Origin of the sequence: Pallidibacillus pasinlerensis (assembly GCF_009996845.1) — a bacterium.
Lineage (GTDB): Bacteria > Bacillota > Bacilli > Bacillales > Caldibacillaceae > Pallidibacillus > Pallidibacillus pasinlerensis.
In genome coordinates this window covers 32,913-56,462 of sequence record NZ_JAACYS010000012.1, presented here as the reverse complement: position 1 = coordinate 56,462, position 23,550 = coordinate 32,913, and the positions used below count along the sequence as shown (strand labels likewise).

The window sequence follows — 23,550 nt, the reverse complement described above, 5'->3', positions numbered from 1 at the left end:
TTCAAACTAATTTAAGGTGGGTGTTACTCTATTATTGAAGCCATGCTAATGCTAATCGCTCATAAATTCCACACTATTATCCATATCACGTTCCGATTTTATTAATGATTATTCTTGAATAATCCCCCTTAGACAAAAGATCAAATCCTTCATTTATCTCATCTAAAGAAATAAATTTCGCTACTAATTTATTTACAGGAAGTCTTCCTTGACGGAACAATTGCATAAAACGTGGAATATCTCTATTCGGAACACAGCTACCTACATATGAACCTTTTATTGTTTTTTCTTCAGCCGTTAATGAAACGTGCGGAAACGAGAAATGATGTTCAGGATGAAGGGAAAAAACCATTACTTTTTATTCATAATAACCTTCTGTTGACTTAATTAATTTTTTAAGAAGGGAATAAACAAATATATTAAGGAGTATAACTAAACCACCACTAATATAATTATTATGAATAATCAGAAAATAAAACTCATTTTATATTAACTACACTGTATTTTCCTTAATAGCGCACAAAAATTGTAGTACTAAAATAATTACCTCTATCAATCATAAAAGATTGTCTGGAAAACTCATATTCATATAAAACTCCTTAAAATAATCTATAATTTTAAGGAGTTTTATAGAGGTACAGGAATAACTGCAACTTTTATTTTTCCCAATTTAAATCCCCCTTTATATCTACAGCCAATGAAACAGAACTTAACTATAAATATATAATAGTTTGGGGTTTTTTGGGAATTTTTATTTAAAGCTATTTTCCTAATACATCGAGTGGGTTCGTATATTCCATATTATGTGCTCCAGCTACCCCACGATGGGTGACATATCCCTCAAGGGTGTTTATTCCTTTTAATAAAGCTTCATTTTCCAAACATGCGTCCTTATAACCTTTATTAGCGATTTGAAGCGCATAATGTGTTGTAACATTCGTTAAGGCTAATGTCGCCGTTCTTGGTACAGCTCCTGGCATATTCGCAACAGTATAATGAATTACGCCATGTTTCACATATATAGGATTATCATGAGTTGTTATCCGATCCGACGTTTCAAAATTTCCACCTTGGTCAATGGCAATATCTACGACAACAGAACCAGGTGTCATTTCTTTCACAACTTCTTCTGGTACTAATACAGGAGCTTTTGCACCAGGTATTAAGACGGAACTAATAACTAAATCTGACTTTTTCACCGCTTCATAAATATTATACGGATTTGACATCAACGTACTTATTTCATTATGGAATATGTCATCTAATTGACGCAGACGATCTGGATTAATATCTAAAATCGTTACATTTGCTCCTAATCCATAGGCAACTTTAGCCGCATTCGTACCAGCTACTCCTCCACCGATAATCGTTACGTTCGCCCTTTGAACACCTGGTACACCAGAAAGTAAAATCCCTTTCCCTCCGTGCGTTTTTTCTAAAAATTGAGCACCGACTTGAACAGCCATTCGACCAGCCACTTCACTCATCGGTGTTAATAATGGTAATGTTCCGTTAGGAAGTTGTACCGTTTCATAAGCAATTCCGACTACTTTATTATGTATAAGTGCATTCGTAAGTTCTAAGTCATTCGCTAAATGTAAATATGTAAATAAGATTAATCCTTCACGTAAATACTTATATTCTTCAGGGAGTGGCTCTTTCACTTTCATAACCATATCTACTTCCCAAGCATCTTTTGCTGATGGTACGATTTTCGCCCCTGCTTTTTCAAATTCTTCATCTGTAAATCCTGATCCTAATCCAGCACCAGTTTCTATTAATACTTCTATATTATTTTCAACTAAGTTCATTACACTTGCAGGACTGACTGCAACACGATTTTCATTGTTTTTTATTTCTTTAGGTATTCCAATTTTCATCACAAAACACCTCTATTTTAATATATTCAGTTTTACATTAACCCATTTTTCTGACTTCAGTCAATTTTGAAAAAATATTCACAATAACACTCTTTAGTTTGTTAAATTTCAAACAATTGTAAAATTTGTAACCACTTATCCTACGATTTTCTTATATAATAAAAGTGAAGGGAGAGGTTAATATGGCAACCTATAAAAACATTGTTGTTGCAGTTGATGGTTCAAAAGAAGCTGAATATGCTCTAAAAGAAGCAATTGAAATTGCCAAACAAAACGATGCTACATTATTTTTAACACATATTATTGATTTACGAACTTTCTCAACAATCAATGCTTACGATCAAGCAATCATTGAAAAAGCAGACAAATATGCTGAAGAAATGCTTGAAGGTTACAAAAATGATGCGATTAACGCTGGTGTTAAAGAAGTTCACATCGTTATTGATTATGGTTCACCAAAAGGTAAAATCCCTAAAGATATCGCTCAAAAATTTAATGCAGACTTAATCGTGTGTGGTGCTACTGGACTAAACGCCGTTGAACGATTCTTAATAGGTAGTGTCTCAGAACATATTGTTCGTTATGCAAAATGTGACGTACTTGTTGTGCGTACCCCTAAAGATGGAAAATAAAAACATTTCCATACGCTATTAAACTTTATATAATTTCTTCTTTTGATGTTAAAAAGACTATCCAATATGAGGTAAGACCAACCCTCGTTGGATAGTCTTTTATGTAGCGATTTAATATTGGCTTTTTTCTAATAAAAGACGATATTGATAAAATCGTTGTGCAAATTCAGTTACTTTTTTCGTCATTTGATAATTAACACCGGCTCCAATTGCAAGACTAATTAATGAAACACCTTCATTTTTCTTTCTGCGAAAAATCAAGATTGCCCAAGATTTTAATATTTGTGTAAACAAGTGAAGGCTCCATTTTTCATCAATAATTTTTTCATCACCTTCATAAAAATAAGCATCGTGCTTGTCCTTTACTTCAGCAATTAGATCATCCCATGCTTGTTTTTGAAATCTTCGTGGAAGTGTAGCCGCATGGAAAAGTTTGAGAGCCATCATCATTTCAAAAGGATTTCTTATATCATAACCGTACGAACACGCAATATTTTGGATTGCCCTAAGATTAATCGTAATCATTAGTGGGATATCTATGCCTAGTAGAAGTGTACGCCCTGACCCAGATACTCCACCTTGTATTAACGAGATTAATTGATAATTCGACTTTTCCCGATTGGCAAAATAATTCAGTTGTTCAATTGGTAATTGTTTAAGATCGGAAATCATTTCAATTTTATTATATTTAACCCTTGCTTCAGTTAATAAATTTTGAATTTTTTCTGCTTGATTTTCCGATTGTTGAATAATGGATTGTATCGTAAACAACCACTGATCAAGTTGATTAAAAAACTTTTCTTGAATATCTTCAGGTAAACGAGCAAACGTATCATCTAACCAATGATCAAATGTATTGATAAAATCATTTGGAAAATCAACAAATTGACGTTCTTGCCATAACTGTATTTCTACTAACAATTCCTTTTCTCTTTCTGTTAACCCCATTTTTGCTCCTCCCGGTCAATGTTTAGTCTCTTCCGGCTATTCAATTACCAAAATTATAACATAATGAAGTTTTAGAAGGAAAATTGACGGTATTTTTGAATTTTTGTTATAGATAAAAATTGAGTTTTGTGGGGGAAAAATTGAATTTTTGCAGTTTGGCAATATGGGCGGGATTTGCTATATTTTTATAAAAAATATGAAGGGATGAGGTTATCTTTTTTAAAGAACGTGTGGAAACAAAAGAATTGAAAGTTTTACGATCATTAAACGCTAGAATGGATTTATCTCTTGAGGACCAGCAGTATTATATGAATTTAGAGAAAGGGTACGATGGTGAAAAATATTTTGATTCTTTAATTCGACCTGTTCAAAACAACTTTCTTGTGCTAAATGATTTACTGTTGAAACATAACAATACGACATTTCAAATTGATTCGACCTTTATTTTTCAGAATAAGCTTAGTTTTTATGATGTAAAAAACTTCGAAGGCGATTATCATTATATTGATGAAAAAATTTATTTAAAAGGGCAACGAACCGAAATTTTAAACCCAATGAATCAACTAGGAAGAGCATCATCCTTATTACAACAACTCCTACGTAGCCACGGTTATCAAATGCAAGTTGAAGGATTTGTCGTATTTATCAATCCACAATTTACATTATATGAAGCTCCGATCAACAAACCATTCATCTTTCCAACACAACTCAACCGCTTCATAAAGCAGTTGAGTGAAACTCCTGCAAAATTAACAATGAAACATAAAAAACTCGCCCATTTATTAAAGTCTTTGCATTTGAGTGAGTCTCCCTATTCGCAAATTCCTGACTATAGTTATGAAGAGTTGAAAAAGGGAATGCTGTGTAGGTATTGTCACTCCTTGTCGATAAAGATCGTGAGTCGTTGGTTTTGTACTTGTAATATTTGTGGGGTTACAGAACGGATTGATGATGTTGTTTTACATGCCGTGGAAGAATTACGTTTACTTTTTCCCGATAAAAAACTAACAACAAACTTGGTTTATGATTGGTGTAAAATTGTACCATCTAAAAGAGCTATTAAGCGTATATTGGATAACCATTTTCAGCTTATTGGCGAATATCGCTGGGCACATTATGTAGATAAAAAGTAAAGTTATAAGTTTGGATTTTCATATTTTTCAGATTAAAAATCTATACACTTCTGCAACTTTTTCATGGTAGCTTCTGTTTATAGGAGGTTCATATAAACACTTATTTTACGTTCTGCGCGTTGAAGCTCGCTATTAACACTTCTTCGGCAGCGGCACGACAGATTCTGTACGTAGAAGCTCGCTATTAACACTTCTTCGGCGGGATCACATCAAGTTCTGTACGTAGAAGCTCGCTATTAACACTTCTTCGGCAGCGTCACGACAGGTTCTGTACGTAGAAGCTCCCTATTAACACTTCTTCGGCAGCGTCACGACAGGTTCTGCACGTAGAAGCACCCTATTACCACTTCTTCGGCAGCGTCACGACAGGTTCTGTACGTAGAAGCTCGCTATTAACACTTCTTCGGCGAGTTCACAACAAGTTCTGTACGTAGAAGCTCGCTATTAACACTTCTTCGGCGAGTTCACAACAAGTTCTGTACGTAGAAGCTCCCTATTAACACTTCTTCGGCAGCGTCACGACAGGTTCTGTACGTAGAAGCTCGCTATTAACACTTCTTCGGCGGGATCACATCAAGTTCTGTACGTAGAAGCTCGCTATTAACACTTCTTCGGCGAGTTCACAACAAGTTCTGTACGTAGAAGCTCCCTATAAACACTTCTTCAACATGCACACATCAAGTTCTGCTTATAAAAACAATTCACTAAACATATCTCTACTTTTTCACAAAAAAACAACCCTTTCCTCAATCAAGAAAGGGTTGTTAAAACTATATTATATATTTCCTAAACGAACTGTATCACGAGCGATCATTACTTCTTCGTTTGTAGGAATTACCATAACTTTCACTGGGGAGAATGGGTAGCTAATGAAACGTTCTTCACCACGACCTTTGTTTAAGTCTTTATCCCAGTATACGCCCATGTATTCTAGTCCAGTTAGAACTAGTTCACGAATTGTATCACTGTTTTCACCGATACCAGCTGTGAAAATAATTGCGTCTACGCCGTTCATTCTTGCTGCATATGCACCAATGTATTTGTGGATGTGGCTAGCAAATACTTTTAAAGCAAGTTCTGCACGGTCATTTCCTTCTTTAGCAGCTTCTTCGATATCACGTAGGTCACTAGAGAATCCAGTGATACCTAACAGACCACTCTTCTTATTGAAAACATTTATAACTTCTTCAGCAGATTGGCCAGTTTTTTCCATAATGTAAGGAATCAACGCTGGGTCAACGTCACCAGAACGAGTTCCCATTGTTAAACCAGCAAGTGGAGTGAAGCCCATTGATGTATCGATAGATTTACCACCTTGAACAGCTGCAATACTTGCACCGTTACCTAAGTGACAAGAGATTAAACGTAAATCTTCAATTGGTTTACCCATTAATTCTGCTGCTCTTTGTGTTACATATTTATGGCTTGTACCGTGGAAACCGTATTTACGGATACCATATTTTTCATAATACTCATATGGTAAGCTGTATAAATAAGAGCTTTCTGGCATAGTTTGATGGAACGCTGTATCAAATACCGCAACATGTGGTACATTTGGTAAAATTTCTTGGAATGCTTTGATACCAGTTACGTTAGCTGGGTTATGTAGCGGTGCTAATTCAGAAACATTTTCGATTTCTTTTAGTACTTCAGGAGTAATTAAAACAGAATCACTGAATGCTTCTCCTCCGTGTACTACACGGTGTCCAACACCATCAATTTCATCGAAAGATTTAATAATACCTTGAGAAATTAATTGATCTAATAAAATTTGAACAGCCACACCGTGGTCTGGAATATCTTGAGTTAATGTTACTTTTTCTCCATTAACAGAAATTGTAAAAATACCATTTTCTAAACCAATACGTTCTACTAAACCTTTAGTTACAACTGTTTCTTCTGGCATATCAATTAATTGGAATTTTAAAGATGAACTACCAGCATTAATTGCTAAAATATTTGACATCAATTTCGCTCCTTACAATATATATTTTCTCTTAGTATGTTCAAAAATAAAAAAAAGAATATTATGTGAAGTTACATACAAAGTGTACCATCCTTTATTTAACCACTGATACCCTAAATTATCAAGTTAAATTAAGCTTTTTTACCTCTATTTACCCGAAGTAAATCAATTCGAATAATTAAGAAATCCGCAACTAACTTACTGGTTTTTTTCAGCAAAAAAAGGAACCTGCACGCACAGATTCCACATAAAAAATTCTACCTCAATTTATTATTTTTTATTTTCTTGCACCCAAAGATCAATTTTAGCTAAGATAGTTTCCATTTGGTCTTTGTCTGTTAAAGATGGAAGATTCGCTAGTAAAACTTCTTGCGGTGGTTTCACTCCATCGGCTTGCTTTTGTAAAACTAAGATGCTTTTTGCAGCATTTTTATTTTTAAACATGGATTCAGGCAGTTGTAAAAAGGCTTGAATATGTAAATGTTCTTTTATAAAATTCTGCAATTTTGGTGCTTCCGGACTTTGAAAAATATTATTCGGAACAATAAAGAATAAATAGCCGCCATCTTTTGTATAGCGTGTACTTTGCTCAATAAATAAATGATGGGCATAAGAATGTCCTTTATCTGCTTTCAACTTAAATTCCCGTGCACGCATATCATCTGGATAATAGCCTACTGGCAAATCACTTACAACGACATCGACTGGGTCGATAAGTAAATCTTCAAAACTATCTTGGTTATGTAATTCAATCGTATGCTCTTGAAGATTTGCACTTACATAAGCAAGTTGAATTAACACATCATCGATATCTACTCCGTAAGCGCGAATTTCGTAATCATGCATGTAATTCATAATCGTCGTTACTAAATTCGCCGTTCCGATAGCTGGGTCAAGTAAAGTGAACGACTTTGTATCAGCCATAAATTTCTCTAAAATAAAACTAACGAGCATACCTATTGAATCGGGTGTCATTTGGTGATTCGGTTGAACATTTTGGCGCATTCCTTTTAAAACTGCTAATTGAAAGGCCTTGCGTACATCCTCTTTCACAAAGGTTTGTTTACTTGCTTCAAAGTAATACTTATCAAGTCTTTTTCTCGTTACTTCACTAACATCTTCTTGTAAAACTTTATCATGAAAAATATTTTCACCAGTTTCGGCTAATGCTTCTAAATATGTACAATTTAAATCATTCGCTAACAAATTCGCTGTTTCATCAAACAGTTGAAATAACTTCTCTACATCGGTTCGTTGCAATTGTAGAACCCCCTCACGATCATTAAAAACACTTAATTATGTATATACATGCTCACATATTTTACCTGTTTTATTATAAAAAAACAAATAAGAAAAGACTTGCTAACAAGGCAAGCCCTAGAGAATCCATCTAAGAGTTTATTTTTAAGGAAAGCGGCCACCCAAAACACTGTTTCAACAAATTCACTTTGGGTTGGCCATAAAATTTAATAAAAATTACTTCGCAGCAGCTTGTGCAGCTTCAATTGCTTTTTCATAGTTCGGATGTTCGTGTACATTTTGCACTACTTCTTTATATGTCACTTTACCTGAACCGTCAATCACAAAAATTGCACGTGCTAATAAACGAATTCCTTCCATCTGCACACCGTATGCATTACCGAAAGAAAGGTCACGATGGTCAGAAACTACTTGTAAGTTATCAATACCTGCAGCTGCACACCAACGTTTTTGAGCAAATGGTAAGTCAGCACTTACTGTAACTATCCGTACACCATCAAGTTTTGCCGCTTCTTCATTAAAGCGTCTTGTTTGTGCATCACAAACACCTGTATCAATAGAAGGAACAACACTAATTAAAGTAACTTGTCCGTTAAAGTCATCGAATTTAACTTCACTTAAATCTTGAGCAATTGCAGTAAAAGCTGGAGCTTGGTCACCAACATTCACTTCATTCCCAACTAATTTAACTGGATTTCCACCGAATACAACTTCACTCATTAAAGAGCCCTCCCTTTATAAAAAATTAACCAAATTGGTATTTTTGACCGTTTATGTATTAAAGTTTTTCAATTACAATCATAACGAATCTGTTCATATATTTGCAAAGAATTTAACTTACAGGTTGTAATGAATTTTCCCTCGTAAACCCTGTAAACAAAAATAAAAACCGATGCAAAGTTGCACCGGAGCATATTAAATATTATATTCTGGAAACTCTCCAGATTTTTCATCCGGATTTTGTTCATGTTGATTTTTGTTTTTCGAAAACATTTGTTTCACCTTTTCTATCGTTTCTGGTGCAGTATCCATTAACTTTTCAACTAAATGTGTATTCTGATCAACATGGAGTAAATTAACGCCTTTATCGTTCACAATTAAAAAAGCAATTGGAGTAATTGAAACACCGCCACCACTACCTCCACCAAATGGTAAATCTTGATCTGCTTGTTCGATGGAAAACTCAGATCCACCAGCTGCAAAACCAAAACCTACCTTTGAGACCGTTATGATTACACTTCCATCTGGTGTTTCAACTGGATCACCGATAATTGTGTTGACATCAATCATATCCTTTAAATTTTCCATTGCCGTTGTCATTAAGCCTTGAATTGGATGTTCACTCATTTTTTAATCACTCCTGTCTACACTGTTTGATCTTTTGGTTGTACCTTTGTCGTTTCATTTTTATCCGCAAATGGATGATTGGATTTCATTTTTTTCCAAAACTTGAATAATTTTATGCCTGCTAAAATAGCTTGCCCTGCCCGTACTTGAAAAATACATTTTATATACGTATTTGAAATTTTTCGATTAAATACAGGAGTGATTTCCAATTGAGGTTTCACTTTTAAGGAAAAATAATTACTGATTACACCTAGTACAGTTCCTTTAAATATCCAGCCAGTGCCACCAACAATTCCAGTCGTCGCTGCATTTCCTGTCCCTAATGTCGATTTCCATTCTAAATTTGTTATGTGTACTTTTTTTAACGCTTTTTTAACGAGCTGATTTAACTCTTTTATAATTTTCAACCACTCTTTAATCGGTCGATAGGCTTTCATTGCCTCTTCTTCATCGTTCGCATCCTTTTCCGAAAAAACTTTATTAATAGGGACAAATTCTTTTTTATTTTCTTCTTTACTTCCAACCTCTAATTTCGGAAATTCAATTCGATAACGAAATAGGCCAAACAATACTTTAATAACAATTGTTAATCTTTGGTCTTTCGGCTCAAATTTATAAGTAAGGTCGATTTTTATTTTTGTAAAAAGACTTAGAATAACGATAACTAAAAGGGCTAAAAAAATCCAAGCAACTATTTTCAAAATAACCACGTTGACACAACCTTTCAGCCTATCATTATCGTCAAACTGGATAGGAAATAAACGTGCATATACAGTAAAAAGCTATCCAATTCGACAAAATGATTTGGATAGCTTAAATCCTATTTTTGAAAAACAATTTTCCCATCAATAACCGTCATTATTACATTTGTATCAAGCAATTCATCGGGATGAATTTTGAATAAGTCTTTATCAAATACCGTAAAATCCGCATCAAAGCCTTCACAAATTTTCCCGCGTTTATCAGCGTGAAGTCCTGCATGAGCACTGCCTGTTGTAAATAAAGATACCGCTTCAAACATTGATAACTTTTCTTCTTCCCCATACACGACTTTTTCCGGGTCATCCGGTCTAGTCCGGGAAACGGCAGCATGAACACCCAATAACGGATCAGCAGGTTCAATGGGCGCATCCGAACCACCCGCTAATGGAATTCCTTCATTGAGCAACGATTTCCATGCATACAAGTAATCGATGGGACCATCGCCAATTCGCTCTAAAACCCAAGGGAAATCCGAAGCTAAAAATCTCGGTTGAATATCAAAAATTACCGGTAATTGTTTCGCCCGTTTGACAAGGTCTTTCCGCAATAATTGGGTATGTATTAAACGATCATGGCCCATTGTTTCCAGTGGATATTTTTCAATTGCATCAAGCACCCATTCAAAGGCTAAATCGCCAATCGTGTGGGTTGCAATAGGTATTTCCAAATCCCGTGCCATTTTCACTAATTGTTGCAACTGTTCATATGAATGGACATTGACTCCTCTTGTAGATGGATCATCCGCATAAGGAAAACTAAGTAATGCGGTACGTCCACCAAGGGAACCATCAACAAAGATTTTCATTGGGCCAAATTCGACAAACTCACTGCCTGCTAAATATCGGAATCCTGCTTCTTTCCATTCATCAATTACATCATGATGGATAAGCAAATGGGCTCGAAAAAGATGCATGTCTTCTTCAATTACTTCCTTAAAAGCCTTATATGTATTTGTAAAACTACCATAATAATTTAAGTCTTCCGTATGAGCACCGGTTAAACCTAGCGCATAACAACTGTCTATCCCTTTTTTCAAGCAACGTTTTAGCCGTTCTACTGTATAAGGAGGTAGCGCTCGATTTATTAATTCTTGAGCATTATCTTTTAAAATTCCAGTCAAAGTTCCGTCGACATTTCTTTCAATTACACCACCTTGTGGATTAGCAGCGTCTTCATGAATGCCTGCAATTTGTAATGCTTTTGAATTTACTACCGTCACATGGCGACATACTCGTTTTAATAAAACAGGATGATACGGAACTATCGCATCTAGTTCATCTTTTGTAATGGTAGACGGTCTTTCCCATAAATTTTCATTCCAACCTTCACCGATTAACCATTCCCCTTCCTCAAGTTCAGCAGCCTTTTTTTGCACCGCCTGTAACATTTCTTCTTTACTTTTCATATCTGATAAGTTCAGTCGAAGTTGGGATTCGCCAAAACCAATTAAATGCATATGACTGTCAACGAAGCCCGGAAACATTGTTGCTCCTTGCAAATCAATCTCCTTATCAATCATCGGGCCAAATTGAATTGTTAAATCAGCCAAACTTCCTACGGAACGAATTTTTCCACCTACTGTTAAAACAGCTTCTACCTTTTCTCCAACGCCTGCCATCGTATAAATATTTCCGTTTATCCAAAGAGTAGCCATAAAATTCACCTTTTCTATGTTAACTTCAGTGAATTTATTATACACGAGAGAATGAAACAAGTACAAAAATTAGAAAATGTTTATACAATTAAACTTGAATAATTATACAATTTTAATGAATAATCGTTCATCAATTTGAAATAATAGGCAATGTAGGTTAAAAATGTGTTGATGGCAATTAAGAATTGTAGTGTTTGGCAATTAAGCATATGCATGAATTATTGCATATTTACCGCTTTACATGGAGTGGCGGGCATGATAGGCTGATATGCCTTGCAAAGTCCTGTGGCTTGCCCCCTTTGCCAGAAAGCATGCCCGCAGAGGCTCCATGTCAAGCGACAAGAGGTATGAAATTTTATACAGATAATTGTATATACTTATTTGCCATTTAATACATTTTTTAATTGCCAAAAACAAAAATGAGACATTGAAAAATTCGGAATGCGTATCGTGTATATTGTACAAACCTGGACCTATGTGGACACTTACCGCACACACCTTCCTTTTCTTCCATCACTCACAAAAATGAAGATAGAGCAAATAAAAAGGACGAAGGTTATCCCTTCGCCCTTAAATCCAAATCTATTTTATTGACCTTGCTTAGTGACCACCGAGTTGTTGTTGTGCCATTTGTACTAAACGCTTCGTAATTTCTCCTCCAACAGATCCGTTTGCACGTGAAGTTGTATCAGCACCTAAGTTTACACCGAATTCTTGTGCGATTTCATATTTCATTTGTTCTAGTGCTTGCTCTGCACCTGGTACAAGAAGTTGGTTACTATTGTTGTTGTTTGCCATGTGGTCTTCACCTCCTTGTGGTATTAGATTGTGCAAATTTAAATGTTAAATACATATGAATATCTGGTAAATATTTGAAAAAGGGCTATACCTTTTCGTAAGGTATAGCCCTTGAATCGTATCTTTTTATTTAAAATAAATCGGTAAATTCATTCACTTCTTTTTTATTGTTTGAGCCAGTAATTTCAATCGTTTCAATACTTTCAACCGCTTTTTCAATATACGGTTCCCAATCAAAGTACGTTTCATATAAATTTACTTTATCACGACGTGGATTTGTTTTTGGTTGTGCTGGAACGAAAATTGTACAACAATCTTCATACGGACGGTTAGAAGTTTCTAACGTATCAAAATCACGAGCCAATTCTATAATATCATTTTTATCATACGTAAGCAAAGGACGCAAAATAGGTGTGTTTGTCACCTCATTTATTGCATACATACTTTCTAACGTTTGACTTGCTACTTGACCAATATTTTCCCCATTAACAATCGCCAATCCTTTGCGACGTTCACGGATTTCATCGGTAATGCGCATCATCATTCTACGCATAACCGTCATCGTATAATTTTCAGGGACGTTTTGAATAATTTCTTGTTGTAACTCGGTGAAATGAACAATGTGTAAAATGAACTTTCCGCTTACTTGTGCCATTTTCTCACTTAAATCCAGCACCTTTTGTTTCGAGCGTTCACTCGTAAACGGTGGACTAAAAAAATGGACACCTTCAATTTGTAAGCCTCGGCGCATTGCTAAAAATCCTGCTACTGGACTATCAATACCACCAGAAAGCATTAACATCGCTTTTCCACCGGATCCGACTGGTAGTCCGCCAGCACCTTTAATAACTTCACATGTTAAATACGCTGCATCCTTCCGTATTTCAACCTTTAGTTCTAAATCCGGATTATGCACATCAACTTTTAAATTTTCAATAGATGTTAATAAGTGTCCACCTAAAATTTGGTTTAATTCATTCGTACGATGCGGGTATTCTTTATCAACACGTTTTGCTTGTACTTTAAAAGTTTTACCAGATGCATTTAAACTTTCCATTAATTGGACACTTTTTTCTTTAACCTCTTCCAAATCCTTCCCTATACGCATCACGGGGCTAAAAGATTGAATGCCGAAAACTTTTTTCAAACGTACTGCGATTTCATCAAAATTTTCCCCGTTTAATTTTATATACATCCGATCCCGCTGTGCTATAATTTTCAAATTCGGAAAACCTTTTAGTACATATTGCACATTCGCACGTAATCTTTCTATAAATAATTTTCGGTTTTTCCCCTTAGTGGAAATTTCACCATAACGAACTAAAATTTCATCATATATCATGTTTATCTCCTCATTACCGGTTTTAAATTTTCAATCGCTTGTTGGATGATTTGTACCGCTTTTTTAGCCTCTTCCATCGTATTTGAATATGAAAGACTGATTCTGAGTGATGATGAAGCTCGGCTTTCACCTAAGCCCATCGCTAAAATTGTTTGGCTTGGTTCATCTATTTTAGATGAACAAGCACTTGTCGTTGATAAATATAACTGATTCTTTTCGATTTCATGTACTAATACTTCAGCTTTATATCCCTCAACTGAAAAATTCACAATATGGGGTGCAGCAATTTTCGGTGTATTTATCGATACATCTTCTATCTTATCTAGCTCTGAAATTAAATAATCGCGTATCGCAAACAATTCATTCTGTTTACTTTCTGATTCAGCCATAGCCAAACGCAAAGCCTTTGCCATTGCTACAATTCCTGCGATATTTTCCGTACCAGATCGAAAGTCAGCTTCTTGGCCACCACCTGCTAAAAGTGGATTTATTTTTATGCCTTTACGTTTATAGATTGCACCAGTTCCCTTCAAACCATGAAATTTATGACTAGAAATTGTTGCAAAATCAATAAAACAACTATGAAAATCAAGGGGAACTTTTGCTGCACCTTGAACATAATCTACGTGGAAAAATACTTTCGGGAATTTTGCAAGTAGCTGTCCGATTTCTTTAATCGGTTGAATTGCGCCTACCTCATTATTCACATGCATAATTGAAACAAGAATCGTTTCGTTCGTCAACGCATTTTGTAAATCAGAAAGACGAATTTGTCCATTTTTATCGACTGGTAAATACGTAATCGTATATCCTTCTGCTTTTAATTGTTCACATACATTTTGAACCGATGGATGTTCAATACTTGTCGTAATAATATGTTTTCCCCGATTTTTATAAGATTGAGCGACACCTTTTAAAACAAAATTATTCCCTTCCGTTCCACCTGATGTAAAAATGATTTCTTCAGGATCAACTTTTAAAAGGGACGCAACTTGTTCACGGGCTTGACTAAGCAGTTTTTCCGCTTGTAATCCAAGATGATGAATGGAAGATGGATTACCAAAAAATTGCCCTGCCACCTTGACAAATGTATCTAAAACCTCGGGATATGGTTTTGTTGTCGCACTATTATCAAAATAAATCATTTTCTACCTGACTCCCTTTGGATTAACTTTCGTATCAATTTATATAAATGGTAACGCAAAAAAATAATATTGAAAATGGAAATTAAAGAGAATAATCCTTTACCTAAACTAAAATTACTTTTTTATTACGCTTTTAATGAAGATTTCAAAAAAATATTATACAAAATATAACATTACATAGCAAATAAAGCTTTTCACAACAATACTATTAAAAATATAAAAGGTCATTCACACTTATTTTGTGAATGACCTATTTGAACAAGATTACAAACTTATCCTAAATCTTCTATATCTTTATCTTTCAACTCTTCATTAATAAGCTCTTCAATACGTTTAATCGCACCCGGCTCTGCTTCTTCTACCGCTGCTGCCGCTTCTTCTAATGCTTTATCATAATCAAAGGAGCGGAACGCATCTTCTGCAATCGTCAATCGTAATTGTACATTATCATTACGACTACGGTAGCGATTTCCATATTGAATAATTTTCTCGATGAAATATACATTTTCAATCATTTCTACAACTTGATCATAAAGGTTATTAACCTTTTCTTCTGCAGAACTTAAAGATTGTCGGATCATCTGCATATTTAACGGTGTTTCATCTAAATATGTAAAACAATCTTTTATCGCAGAACGCGCTTCATCAAAATAAGAAGCAATTTCTTGTGGAATTCCCGGAACATTACTTCGTTTAACAAGACGAGAAGCATTTTGAATTTTTCGTTTTAAAATAACGATTTTTTCCCTAGCTTCATGTTCATCTTTCCGAAGTGTATGTAACATTTCCTTCATATCTTGTTGATTTTTTTCAATTTCGGAAAGATCGGCTAAAATTGTTTCCATTTTTTCTTTAACAACAGAGAATGCCGACTCTTTTATCTTATCTTGATCGATGAGGAAGACGGCAGTTTTTCTTATTGTTTCAATTTTTTCCCTCATCTCATTAATTATTGTTTCATCTTCTTCACTTAAATGGTAACTTAGTTTAACTTCTTCCACTTCTTTTACAAGTTCAGTATTAAAACTCTCAACTTTTTCTAACGATTCTTTTAGTTCGTGTCGATTTGTTAATACAAATTGTTTTGCAGTTACTTCATTTTCTAATAAATCATAATAAGTATCGAGTTGTTCTTTTATTTCTTCAATTCCTTCATGTACTTCTTCTATTTCTGTTTTTTCTATGAGTTCCACATAAGTCTGTAATCGCTCTTCAAGATTTTCAATCACCGATTCAATGTCAAGATGATCTAATTGATAATCTTCTTTTCGCATATCTTGTACGCCGTTTCTCAATTCTTTAAATTGAGATGGAATAACATGTAGACATTCATTTAATAAAATCGGGATGTTTTCCATTTTTTCTTGAAGTATACCGAGTTCTTCTTTCATTTTAACGACGATTTCCCTTGCCGTTATATAATTTCCAGCTAATGTTTCAGCTTCGAATTCCTCAATATCTTCTTTCACTTTATCAATTGACTTTTCTAATAATTCACTAGCTTTGCCAAAGGCATGACGGCGGGCAAGGATTTCTTTTTTAAGATTTTTATGAAGCTCTCGCACTTCGGCAATCTCTTCTCTATTTTTTTGTTCACTTTCAACAATTTTGCCGAGCTCTAAAAGCATTTCATCAATTTTACAATCCGCTTCATTTAAGGTTGTTTCAATCGTTTCAAAAAGCATTTTCGCCTTTTTAAACCGATATTTATCAACATATTCCTCTGCATCGTATAATAACTCTTCTACATTCGGTAATTCGACAGCTACAACTTCATCCCAAGTACTTCGCCACCGTTCAAAATATTCTTCTGCTTCACCTTCCATTTGTAGCTGTTTAATTTTACTTACCTCATCCATGACTGGACGATTCATCGTTTCAATTTTTCTAGCCTCTAATTTATCAATTTGCGTATAATATTTCTTTTTCACGAAAAAACCGATGATGTATAATGCAATAAGAAGTAAAATAAGTCCAATTATGAAAATCATGGTATGCCCCCTGTCAAACACAAACGATCTATATAAATATGTTTTATATTCTTATTAATGCTTATATGATAACATGAGTTTGATATTTTTTGATGAAAAAACTACATTTTTTCTACAATTTTATATAAAAATTTATTCTTTCGACAAAATTCGCAGTTTTTCACATTTATTTCTACGAACTTACCCCTTCGAAAGAGATTTTTTAACTAATAACTTCTTCGAGCGGAATAGCCTTTGTATTACATAAATATAAATCAACCCAATTTTCGAGTTGTTTTTTATATTGATCAATATAGTATCGCTCTTGAAAATAAATATTCCAAACTTCGGCAGAGTAAATAGAGTTTAAAAAAGGTTGATTCAGCATACCTTTAAGTTGAATAACAACAATTCCAGATGGAACTTTTCGAAAGACACCTGCTTCTGTCCCTGTTTCAATTAATGTTTGTAGGAAAAATCTTTCTTTCCGGAAATAGGTAGTCATCGTTTCCCGCACGATTTGTGAATCAATGGATACTTCCCGGCAAACAAAACGTGAAAGTTGATAATTTCGGTATTGATAATCTAATAACTGATGAATGACATCTTTTAAGATGATGGAAGGATCAGCATTTTCAAGTTGGTTAATCCCTTTTTCTAGTATATTTAAATATTCTTCAAAGAACGTAACAAAGCACTCTTTTAATAGTCCCTTTTTATCATCAAAATAATAAAAAATTGTTGATACATTAACGCCAGCTGCCTTGGCAATTTCTCTCATCGATGTACCCGAAAAGCCCTTTGAATTAAAAAGAGATAATGCTGCTTGAAAAATTTTCTCCTTTGTCGCTGACTGATTGTTCAAAGCGATTCCCTCCCGCCAACACTTTTCAAAGCATCCGATACCGCAAAATTCCCCATTTTATTACTTATTCTAGATGAAACTTGTCAAATCCTTCTCGATATTATTTAACTATAAATTTTCCGTGTATTCATTGTGTATGGCTCTACTCAATGCAAACTTATTAAATCATTCGACATTCATTTATAAGGTTGATAAAATAGCATATATTGTAATTGTTTACTACTTTATAACGTTACAATAAAATGATTGGAGGGAAATTCATGTTTGTTACACAAGAATATACTGGTGCAAAAGAAGACGGATACAATTTAGTTATTAAACAATTAAAAGCTTTAATAGAAGATGAAACGGACCAAATTGCTAATTTAAGTAACGCTTCTGCCTTATTAAACCAATTTCTAGATCGTATTAATTGGGTTGGTTTTTACTTAAATCGTGATAATACACTTGTATTAGGGCCTTTCCAAGGTTTACCAGCCTGCGTAAGAATTGATTTTGGTAAAGGTGTTTGCGGGACTGCTGCAGCGGAAAGAAAAACAATCGTCGTTCCTGATGTGCATCAATTCCCTGGCCACATTGCTTGCGATCCCGCAAGTCAATCGGAAATTGTTGTCCCTATGATTAAAGATGGTGAAGTACTAGGTGTACTTGACATTGATAGTCCAGAAAAAAATCGCTTTGATGAAGTAGATAAAGTGAAATTAGAAGAGTTTGTAAATGTTTTAATCGAACATTTGTAATATAACTTTTTAAATTATTTATAATAAAGGCTGCCTAGATTTTGAAAATGATCTAGTTCCGTTTTAGGGTTAGAACAATTTTCATTTCGGCAGCCTTATTTATATATTTGCTATTGCACGATTTTTACCAGAATTTTTTGCCTCATATAACGCTTCATCCGCTTTTTTAAATAACGTAAATGGTGTAAGTGGATTCATTATATTCCAATAGGAAACTCCACACGATACAGTCACTCGGGGTTCACTCTTAATAGGTATTAGTTGAACGAGTTGTTGCGCTAACTGTTTACCTTCAGCAAGGGTCCGGTTTGGTAAATAAATCGCCAACTCTTCACCGCCCCATCTCGCTCCAATCCCATCCGTTTCTATGCTTTCTTTAATTACATCGGCAATTTGAACGAGAACTTTATCCCCATTTTGATGTCCGTAAGTATCGTTAACCTTTTTAAAATTATCAATATCGATTAACAGGAATACTCCTTGTGTATCGGTTTCCATTGACTTTATCATTTGCGCATCTAAATAGTTCCGCGTATATAATTTCGTTAAATAATCCGTAATAACGAGTTGCTCCAATTCTTCACGTAAAATCGCATTTGAAAACGCTAGAGATGAATGTTGTGTGATTGAACGAAGTAGTTTATACGTTTCAAAGGAGAAATAATATGGTTGCTTATGTAAAACAACAACTGCACCAATAATATCATCATCCTGTTTGATAGGTTCTACCATGATTGACGCAAATGGAATATTTAAATGACAAAATTTTGATTGATTGACATCTCCTAAAAACAGCCCTTCTCTTGTCGTCTTTAAAGATTCCTTTATTATCTCTATCAAACTATCACAATCATCTTTATAAAAATACGATGTACTACCTTCTAATATTTCATCGTGATCATCTTTAAACATAATGATACCAGACTCATGGGCATTAAATGACTCTTTTAATTCTTTCACAATATATTTCGCTAGATCAACAAGCTTCAATATTGAATTTAGTTTTTTCGATACATTTGTTATTAGTTTTAAATCTTTTACAAGATGTTTCGACTGTTGATATAGATGGGCATTTTCCATCGCACTTCCTGCCGTCTGTGCTAAAACATGAATAAATTCAATATCTTGCTCAGAAATCATAATTGATTGATTAGCTTGTATATGTAAGACGCCATAAATACCTTGCTTACCTTTTAAAGGAAAATACATATAGCTTTCTTTCGTTGTTAAATCGTCTTGAATCCGATATTTTCCTGTTAAAAAACATTCCATTGCTGGAGAGCTTTCTAATGTATAATCGAGTGCTTCAATAGGTAATTCACTATTTTTAAAATCATCCGTTGATAACTGTAAGGTAAAGTTAAAGTTCGGATATATTTCTTTCAATGATTCAAGCACTTTTCGCAAAACCGCATCCATATCAATTGAAGAATGTAATTGATTTGTGACACTTTGAAGTAAGCGGTACCGACGTTTTTCATTATAAATAATTAATATTTGAAATACTTGTTTAAAGTAACAGTATATGATTTTAGCAAATTGATTCCAGAAATAATTAGAACCAGAAAAAGAATCGACTTCAATGTTTAAAAACACATAGCCAAATATTTCATCTTTCGACGTAGTTAATGCAATTCTTTTATTAAATCCATTTGAATTTATTAAGTTATCAAGGTATTGTTCTTGAATTTGCTTATTACGATCAATAAAGGTTAAATTTGGATGTTTATATTTGACCACATATTGTGCTATTTCACGTAAAATATCTTTATATATAAAAAAGTGAATTTGATTAATTTGGAGTACATTTCGAATAACTTTAACTATATTTTGTATATACTTAAAATCTAAATCATCCGAGTGGAATATTCGTGAATTTTCAAACATTTCACTTCTCAATTCCATTAATCTTTCGTCTTCTATGTTATTCATTTAGGCATCACCTATTTATAGAAAGTAATCTTTAGTATATTCATACTTTTGACCTATTTTCTAACTATTATCTTTATATCATTTTCAAAGTGTACGAGCAATAGTTTTTTATCTTTAGATAATGTATATATATCAATGAGTTCGTCATCTTCAGAAAGGGAAAATTGAATACTTTGATCCATTAAAAACAAGTTTCCCTTTTTCTCTGATGTATCATATTGAAAGGGTACCGAAGTAATCTTTTCATCAATAAATTTATTATCTCGTTTTTCATTTTCAAGATTTTCATTATAATAAGTCCACCTATCATCGAAATGGACCCAAACTCCTTTTGACTTTTTATCTTTTCGGAACATTTTCGGTTTTTCACTTAATTCAATTGTATTCGTTGCTTTAAAAAGATTATTATCAGTTCGAATCACTTCGTAAAGGATTAAATAGTGTTTAGAGTTTTTACTTTGATATACAGCTAATAAAGGTGGATCGTCTATTTGATTTGATTCATGAATGACTGAAACAAGTGGTATTGATTCTTTTCGTTGTTGATTTTTTCCTTGTATGAAAAAAGCAATGGATACGGCAATAATACATACTAAAATTATGCTTATTCGAATCAACGTATCCATTTTCGACTCATGCAAAACAATCACCTATTTATTTCTATATTTTGTTAATTATACCATAGAGGAGATATTTTATCGTAATATAATTATCTAAAGACTTAAGTTTTTCTCATCTTATTCTTTTATGTTCAAGAAGATTCCCTTGACTTCGTTAATACAATTTCATATAATAGTCCTTGTGTAAAATATTGCAGCCTATGTTTACATGTTTATACGTTCATTTTGTTGGTCATTTATAATTTTTTTCGCGGCTGAATGCAAATTTTGCTTGCAGCAAGTAAGGCAAATTTGTATCCCATATTATAAATGAGCTGTATCGCGTAACCCCCTGCTGCTGGGGCGATGGTACACGAGAACAAAATGGCGGTAAATGATGTAGACAACTGTTTTTATTTTACCAAATAAAAACAATTTTAAAGGAGAGAATTACATGGCTCGTTATACAGGTCCAAGCTGGAAAGTTTCTCGTCGTTTAGGTATTTCTCTAAGCGGCACAGGTAAAGAGTTAGAAAAACGCCCTTATGCACCAGGACAACATGGTCCAAACCAACGTAAAAAATTAACGGAATATGGTTTACAGTTACAAGAAAAACAAAAACTACGTTTCATGTACGGCTTAAACGAACGTCAATTCCACAATACGTTCGTGAAAGCTGGTAAAATGAAAGGTGTTCACGGTGAAAACTTCATGATTCTACTTGAATCTCGCCTTGACAACCTTGTTTACCGTTTAGGTTTAGCACGTACTCGTCGTCAAGCACGTCAATTAGTAAACCATGGTCATATTTTAGTTGATGGACGTCGTGTTGATATCCCATCTTACTCAGTAAAACCTGGTCAAGTTATCAGTGTTCGTGAAAAATCTAAAAACCTTGCAATCATTAAAGAAGCTCTTGAAGTTAATAACTTTGTGCCAGATTTCTTAACTTTCGACGCTGAAAAATTAGAAGGTACTTATACTCGTTACCCAGAACGTTCTGAACTTCCAGCTGAAATTAACGAATCTCTAATCGTTGAGTACTACTCACGTTAATAGCATTGCTTCTAAAGAGCAATTAAAAAACCCTAGAAATGTTGATTTATCAACCTTTCTGGGGTTTTTCTATTTTCCATACTTTGTATAATAATGTATTCTCCCCCATCTATTTGGGTGGACTATTTATATGATTCAAGGTGAACAGATATGTTTCGGGCATCTTCCACCAACTTTTTAGTTCAAAGAAAATATTAGTATAATTGGTATGAAAATCAATATCGGTAAGTGATCAGCCATCGAAATTGAGTGTGTACGTAAAATCTTAAAAAATAAGAAATTGATTATTCCGTAATTATTTAAAGACAGATTACTGGCTAATTTAAGCTAAATGGATTGTGCATCACATACACTTCATCATTTTTATTGCTTTTTGAAATCTCAAATTTGTTACTACATCAAATTTGTTTTAAAACCTCAAGCATTTGTTTTTCCCAGAAAACCTTTTATACAAAAAACCTTTCAAGGATCGGTTGAAAACCGAGTTCACCTGAAAGGTTGATCATCCGATTATTAAGAAAGAAAACTAGAATCGATCTTACTATTTACGTAAGGATTAATAAATTCTAAGATGGACTTATGCGTTTGTCTTTCCAAAAGATTTTGCTCTATTTTTTCGTTACTAAGTCCAATGGTACTTTAATTATATCTTCGAGTTCCTCACCGTTCAGGATCTTTTCAGCTGCTTTGATTGCTTCTTTCCCCATTAAATCAGGTCGCTGAGCAATGGTTGCGGTGAGATCACCTGCTTCGACAGCATCTAAAGCATCTTCAATACCATCAAAACCGACTACAATAATGTCTTTTCCAGCCGCTTGGATAGCTTCAACTGTACCTAGTGCCATTTCATCATTATGAGCAAATACGGCTTCTATATCACTATTCCCCTGTAACGTATTTTCCATTACCGTAAGACCTTTAATTCGATCGAAATCAGCGGGTTGACTGGCTACCACATCTAGTTTTTCATCTGCAATCCGATGGAAACCTTCACCTCGTTCACGTGTTGCGGAAGCGCCTGAAACCCCTTCCAATTCAGCAACTTTAGCACCTTCTCCAAGTTGATCATAAATAAATTCAGCGGCCATTTCTCCACCAGCTACATTATCAGACGTAATTAAAGTTTCCACCTCACCTTGTTCAGCTGAACGGTCAATAGTGATCACTGGAATATTGGCTGAATTAGCCGACTGCACAGCAGAAGAAACTGCAGATGAATCCGTTGGATTAATAATTAACACATCAACACCTTGTTGGATTAAATCTTCAATATTACTAATCTCGGTAGCCGGATCATCTTGTGAGTTGACGACAATGATTTCCATTCCTTTTGCTTCAGCTTCTTCCACAATAACATCACGAAGGGAGACAAAAAATGGATTACTCAATGTGGAAACACTTAGTCCAACTTTTATCTTCCCATTCTCCGATTTCTCTGTCACGAATGGACTTTCCAAGGAGCAAGCAGTTAGAAATATCATAAACAAGACAAGAATAATAGTTGAAATCCTTTTCATTTT

General features: G+C 34.2%; 20 protein-coding genes and 1 pseudogene. 4 read left to right on the top strand and 17 right to left on the bottom strand.

Going from position 1 to position 23,550, the window contains the following annotated elements:
• Positions 1–85: 85 nt before the first annotated feature.
• Both GW534_RS04445 and ald read right to left on the bottom strand, forming a co-directional pair.
• A pseudogene (locus GW534_RS04445) lies at positions 86–337 on the bottom strand (alcohol dehydrogenase); the annotation flags it as partial.
• Between the two features lie 424 nt (positions 338–761).
• A complete protein-coding gene (gene ald / locus GW534_RS04440) occupies positions 762–1,880 on the bottom strand; it encodes an alanine dehydrogenase (protein ID WP_161919855.1) in 1,119 nt (372 codons plus the stop codon).
• Positions 1,881–2,062: 182 nt separating this feature from the next.
• On the opposite strand from ald, the gene GW534_RS04435 reads away from it, so the two are divergent.
• Positions 2,063–2,512, top strand: coding sequence for a universal stress protein (locus GW534_RS04435; protein WP_161919854.1), 450 nt, complete (start codon positions 2,063–2,065; stop codon positions 2,510–2,512).
• Positions 2,513–2,623: 111 nt separating this feature from the next.
• Here GW534_RS04435 and GW534_RS04430 read toward each other — a convergent pair whose 3' ends face one another.
• Positions 2,624–3,460 (bottom strand): EcsC family protein, encoded by an 837-nt coding sequence (locus GW534_RS04430; protein WP_161919853.1) that lies wholly within the window; start codon positions 3,458–3,460, stop codon positions 2,624–2,626.
• Between the two features lie 245 nt (positions 3,461–3,705).
• On the opposite strand from GW534_RS04430, the gene GW534_RS04425 reads away from it, so the two are divergent.
• Complete coding sequence (locus tag GW534_RS04425) at positions 3,706–4,593, top strand: nuclease-related domain-containing protein (RefSeq protein ID WP_210253467.1); 888 nt, start codon at positions 3,706–3,708, stop codon at positions 4,591–4,593.
• 775 nt (positions 4,594–5,368) lie between these two features.
• On the opposite strand, the gene GW534_RS04420 is transcribed toward GW534_RS04425, so the two are convergent.
• The 11 genes from GW534_RS04420 to refZ form a co-directional block, all read right to left on the bottom strand.
• Positions 5,369–6,559 (bottom strand): acetate kinase, encoded by a 1,191-nt coding sequence (locus GW534_RS04420; RefSeq protein ID WP_161919851.1) that lies wholly within the window; start codon positions 6,557–6,559, stop codon positions 5,369–5,371.
• Positions 6,560–6,829: 270 nt separating this feature from the next.
• On the bottom strand, positions 6,830–7,819 hold the full coding sequence (locus GW534_RS04415; protein ID WP_161919850.1) for a class I SAM-dependent methyltransferase: 990 nt from the start codon (positions 7,817–7,819) through the stop codon (positions 6,830–6,832).
• A 216-nt stretch (positions 7,820–8,035) separates the two neighbouring features.
• The gene (gene tpx / locus GW534_RS04410; protein WP_161919849.1) at positions 8,036–8,539 is read right to left on the bottom strand and encodes a thiol peroxidase; all 504 of its coding nucleotides are present in this window, start codon (positions 8,537–8,539) and stop codon (positions 8,036–8,038) included.
• Between the two features lie 195 nt (positions 8,540–8,734).
• On the bottom strand, positions 8,735–9,166 hold the full coding sequence (ytfJ, locus tag GW534_RS04405) for a GerW family sporulation protein (protein ID WP_161919848.1): 432 nt from the start codon (positions 9,164–9,166) through the stop codon (positions 8,735–8,737).
• A 17-nt stretch (positions 9,167–9,183) separates the two neighbouring features.
• Positions 9,184–9,876 (bottom strand): DUF2953 domain-containing protein, encoded by a 693-nt coding sequence (locus GW534_RS04400; protein ID WP_161919847.1) that lies wholly within the window; start codon positions 9,874–9,876, stop codon positions 9,184–9,186.
• 110 nt (positions 9,877–9,986) lie between these two features.
• Entirely contained in the window at positions 9,987–11,582 is a 1,596-nt protein-coding gene (locus GW534_RS04395; RefSeq protein ID WP_161919846.1) for an amidohydrolase, read from the bottom strand.
• Positions 11,583–12,182: 600 nt separating this feature from the next.
• On the bottom strand, positions 12,183–12,380 hold the full coding sequence (locus tag GW534_RS04390) for an alpha/beta-type small acid-soluble spore protein (RefSeq protein ID WP_161919845.1): 198 nt from the start codon (positions 12,378–12,380) through the stop codon (positions 12,183–12,185).
• A 130-nt stretch (positions 12,381–12,510) separates the two neighbouring features.
• Positions 12,511–13,722, bottom strand: a complete 1,212-nt coding sequence (gene thiI, locus GW534_RS04385) for a tRNA uracil 4-sulfurtransferase ThiI (RefSeq protein WP_161919844.1) — start codon at positions 13,720–13,722, stop codon at positions 12,511–12,513.
• A 2-nt stretch (positions 13,723–13,724) separates the two neighbouring features.
• Positions 13,725–14,867: a cysteine desulfurase family protein gene (locus GW534_RS04380; protein WP_161919843.1), complete on the bottom strand. Its 1,143-nt coding sequence runs from the start codon at positions 14,865–14,867 to the stop codon at positions 13,725–13,727.
• 272 nt (positions 14,868–15,139) lie between these two features.
• Complete coding sequence (gene ezrA / locus GW534_RS04375) at positions 15,140–16,858, bottom strand: septation ring formation regulator EzrA (RefSeq protein ID WP_161919842.1); 1,719 nt, start codon at positions 16,856–16,858, stop codon at positions 15,140–15,142.
• 202 nt (positions 16,859–17,060) lie between these two features.
• Complete coding sequence (refZ, locus tag GW534_RS04370; protein WP_161919841.1) at positions 17,061–17,702, bottom strand: forespore capture DNA-binding protein RefZ; 642 nt, start codon at positions 17,700–17,702, stop codon at positions 17,061–17,063.
• 260 nt (positions 17,703–17,962) lie between these two features.
• Here refZ and GW534_RS04365 point away from each other — a divergent pair, with 260 nt between their 5' ends.
• A complete protein-coding gene (locus GW534_RS04365; RefSeq protein ID WP_161919840.1) occupies positions 17,963–18,442 on the top strand; it encodes a GAF domain-containing protein in 480 nt (159 codons plus the stop codon).
• Positions 18,443–18,541: 99 nt separating this feature from the next.
• On the opposite strand, the gene GW534_RS04360 is transcribed toward GW534_RS04365, so the two are convergent.
• Both GW534_RS04360 and GW534_RS04355 read right to left on the bottom strand, forming a co-directional pair.
• On the bottom strand, positions 18,542–20,374 hold the full coding sequence (locus GW534_RS04360; RefSeq protein WP_161919839.1) for a sensor domain-containing diguanylate cyclase: 1,833 nt from the start codon (positions 20,372–20,374) through the stop codon (positions 18,542–18,544).
• 53 nt (positions 20,375–20,427) lie between these two features.
• Positions 20,428–21,024 (bottom strand): hypothetical protein, encoded by a 597-nt coding sequence (locus GW534_RS04355; RefSeq protein ID WP_210253466.1) that lies wholly within the window; start codon positions 21,022–21,024, stop codon positions 20,428–20,430.
• 403 nt (positions 21,025–21,427) lie between these two features.
• Here GW534_RS04355 and rpsD point away from each other — a divergent pair, with 403 nt between their 5' ends.
• Positions 21,428–22,030, top strand: a complete 603-nt coding sequence (gene rpsD, locus GW534_RS04350) for a 30S ribosomal protein S4 (RefSeq protein WP_161919837.1) — start codon at positions 21,428–21,430, stop codon at positions 22,028–22,030.
• Between the two features lie 608 nt (positions 22,031–22,638).
• Here rpsD and rbsB read toward each other — a convergent pair.
• Positions 22,639–23,547, bottom strand: a complete 909-nt coding sequence (gene rbsB, locus GW534_RS04345; protein WP_161919836.1) for a ribose ABC transporter substrate-binding protein RbsB — start codon at positions 23,545–23,547, stop codon at positions 22,639–22,641.
• Between the last annotated feature and the right edge of the window lie 3 nt (positions 23,548–23,550).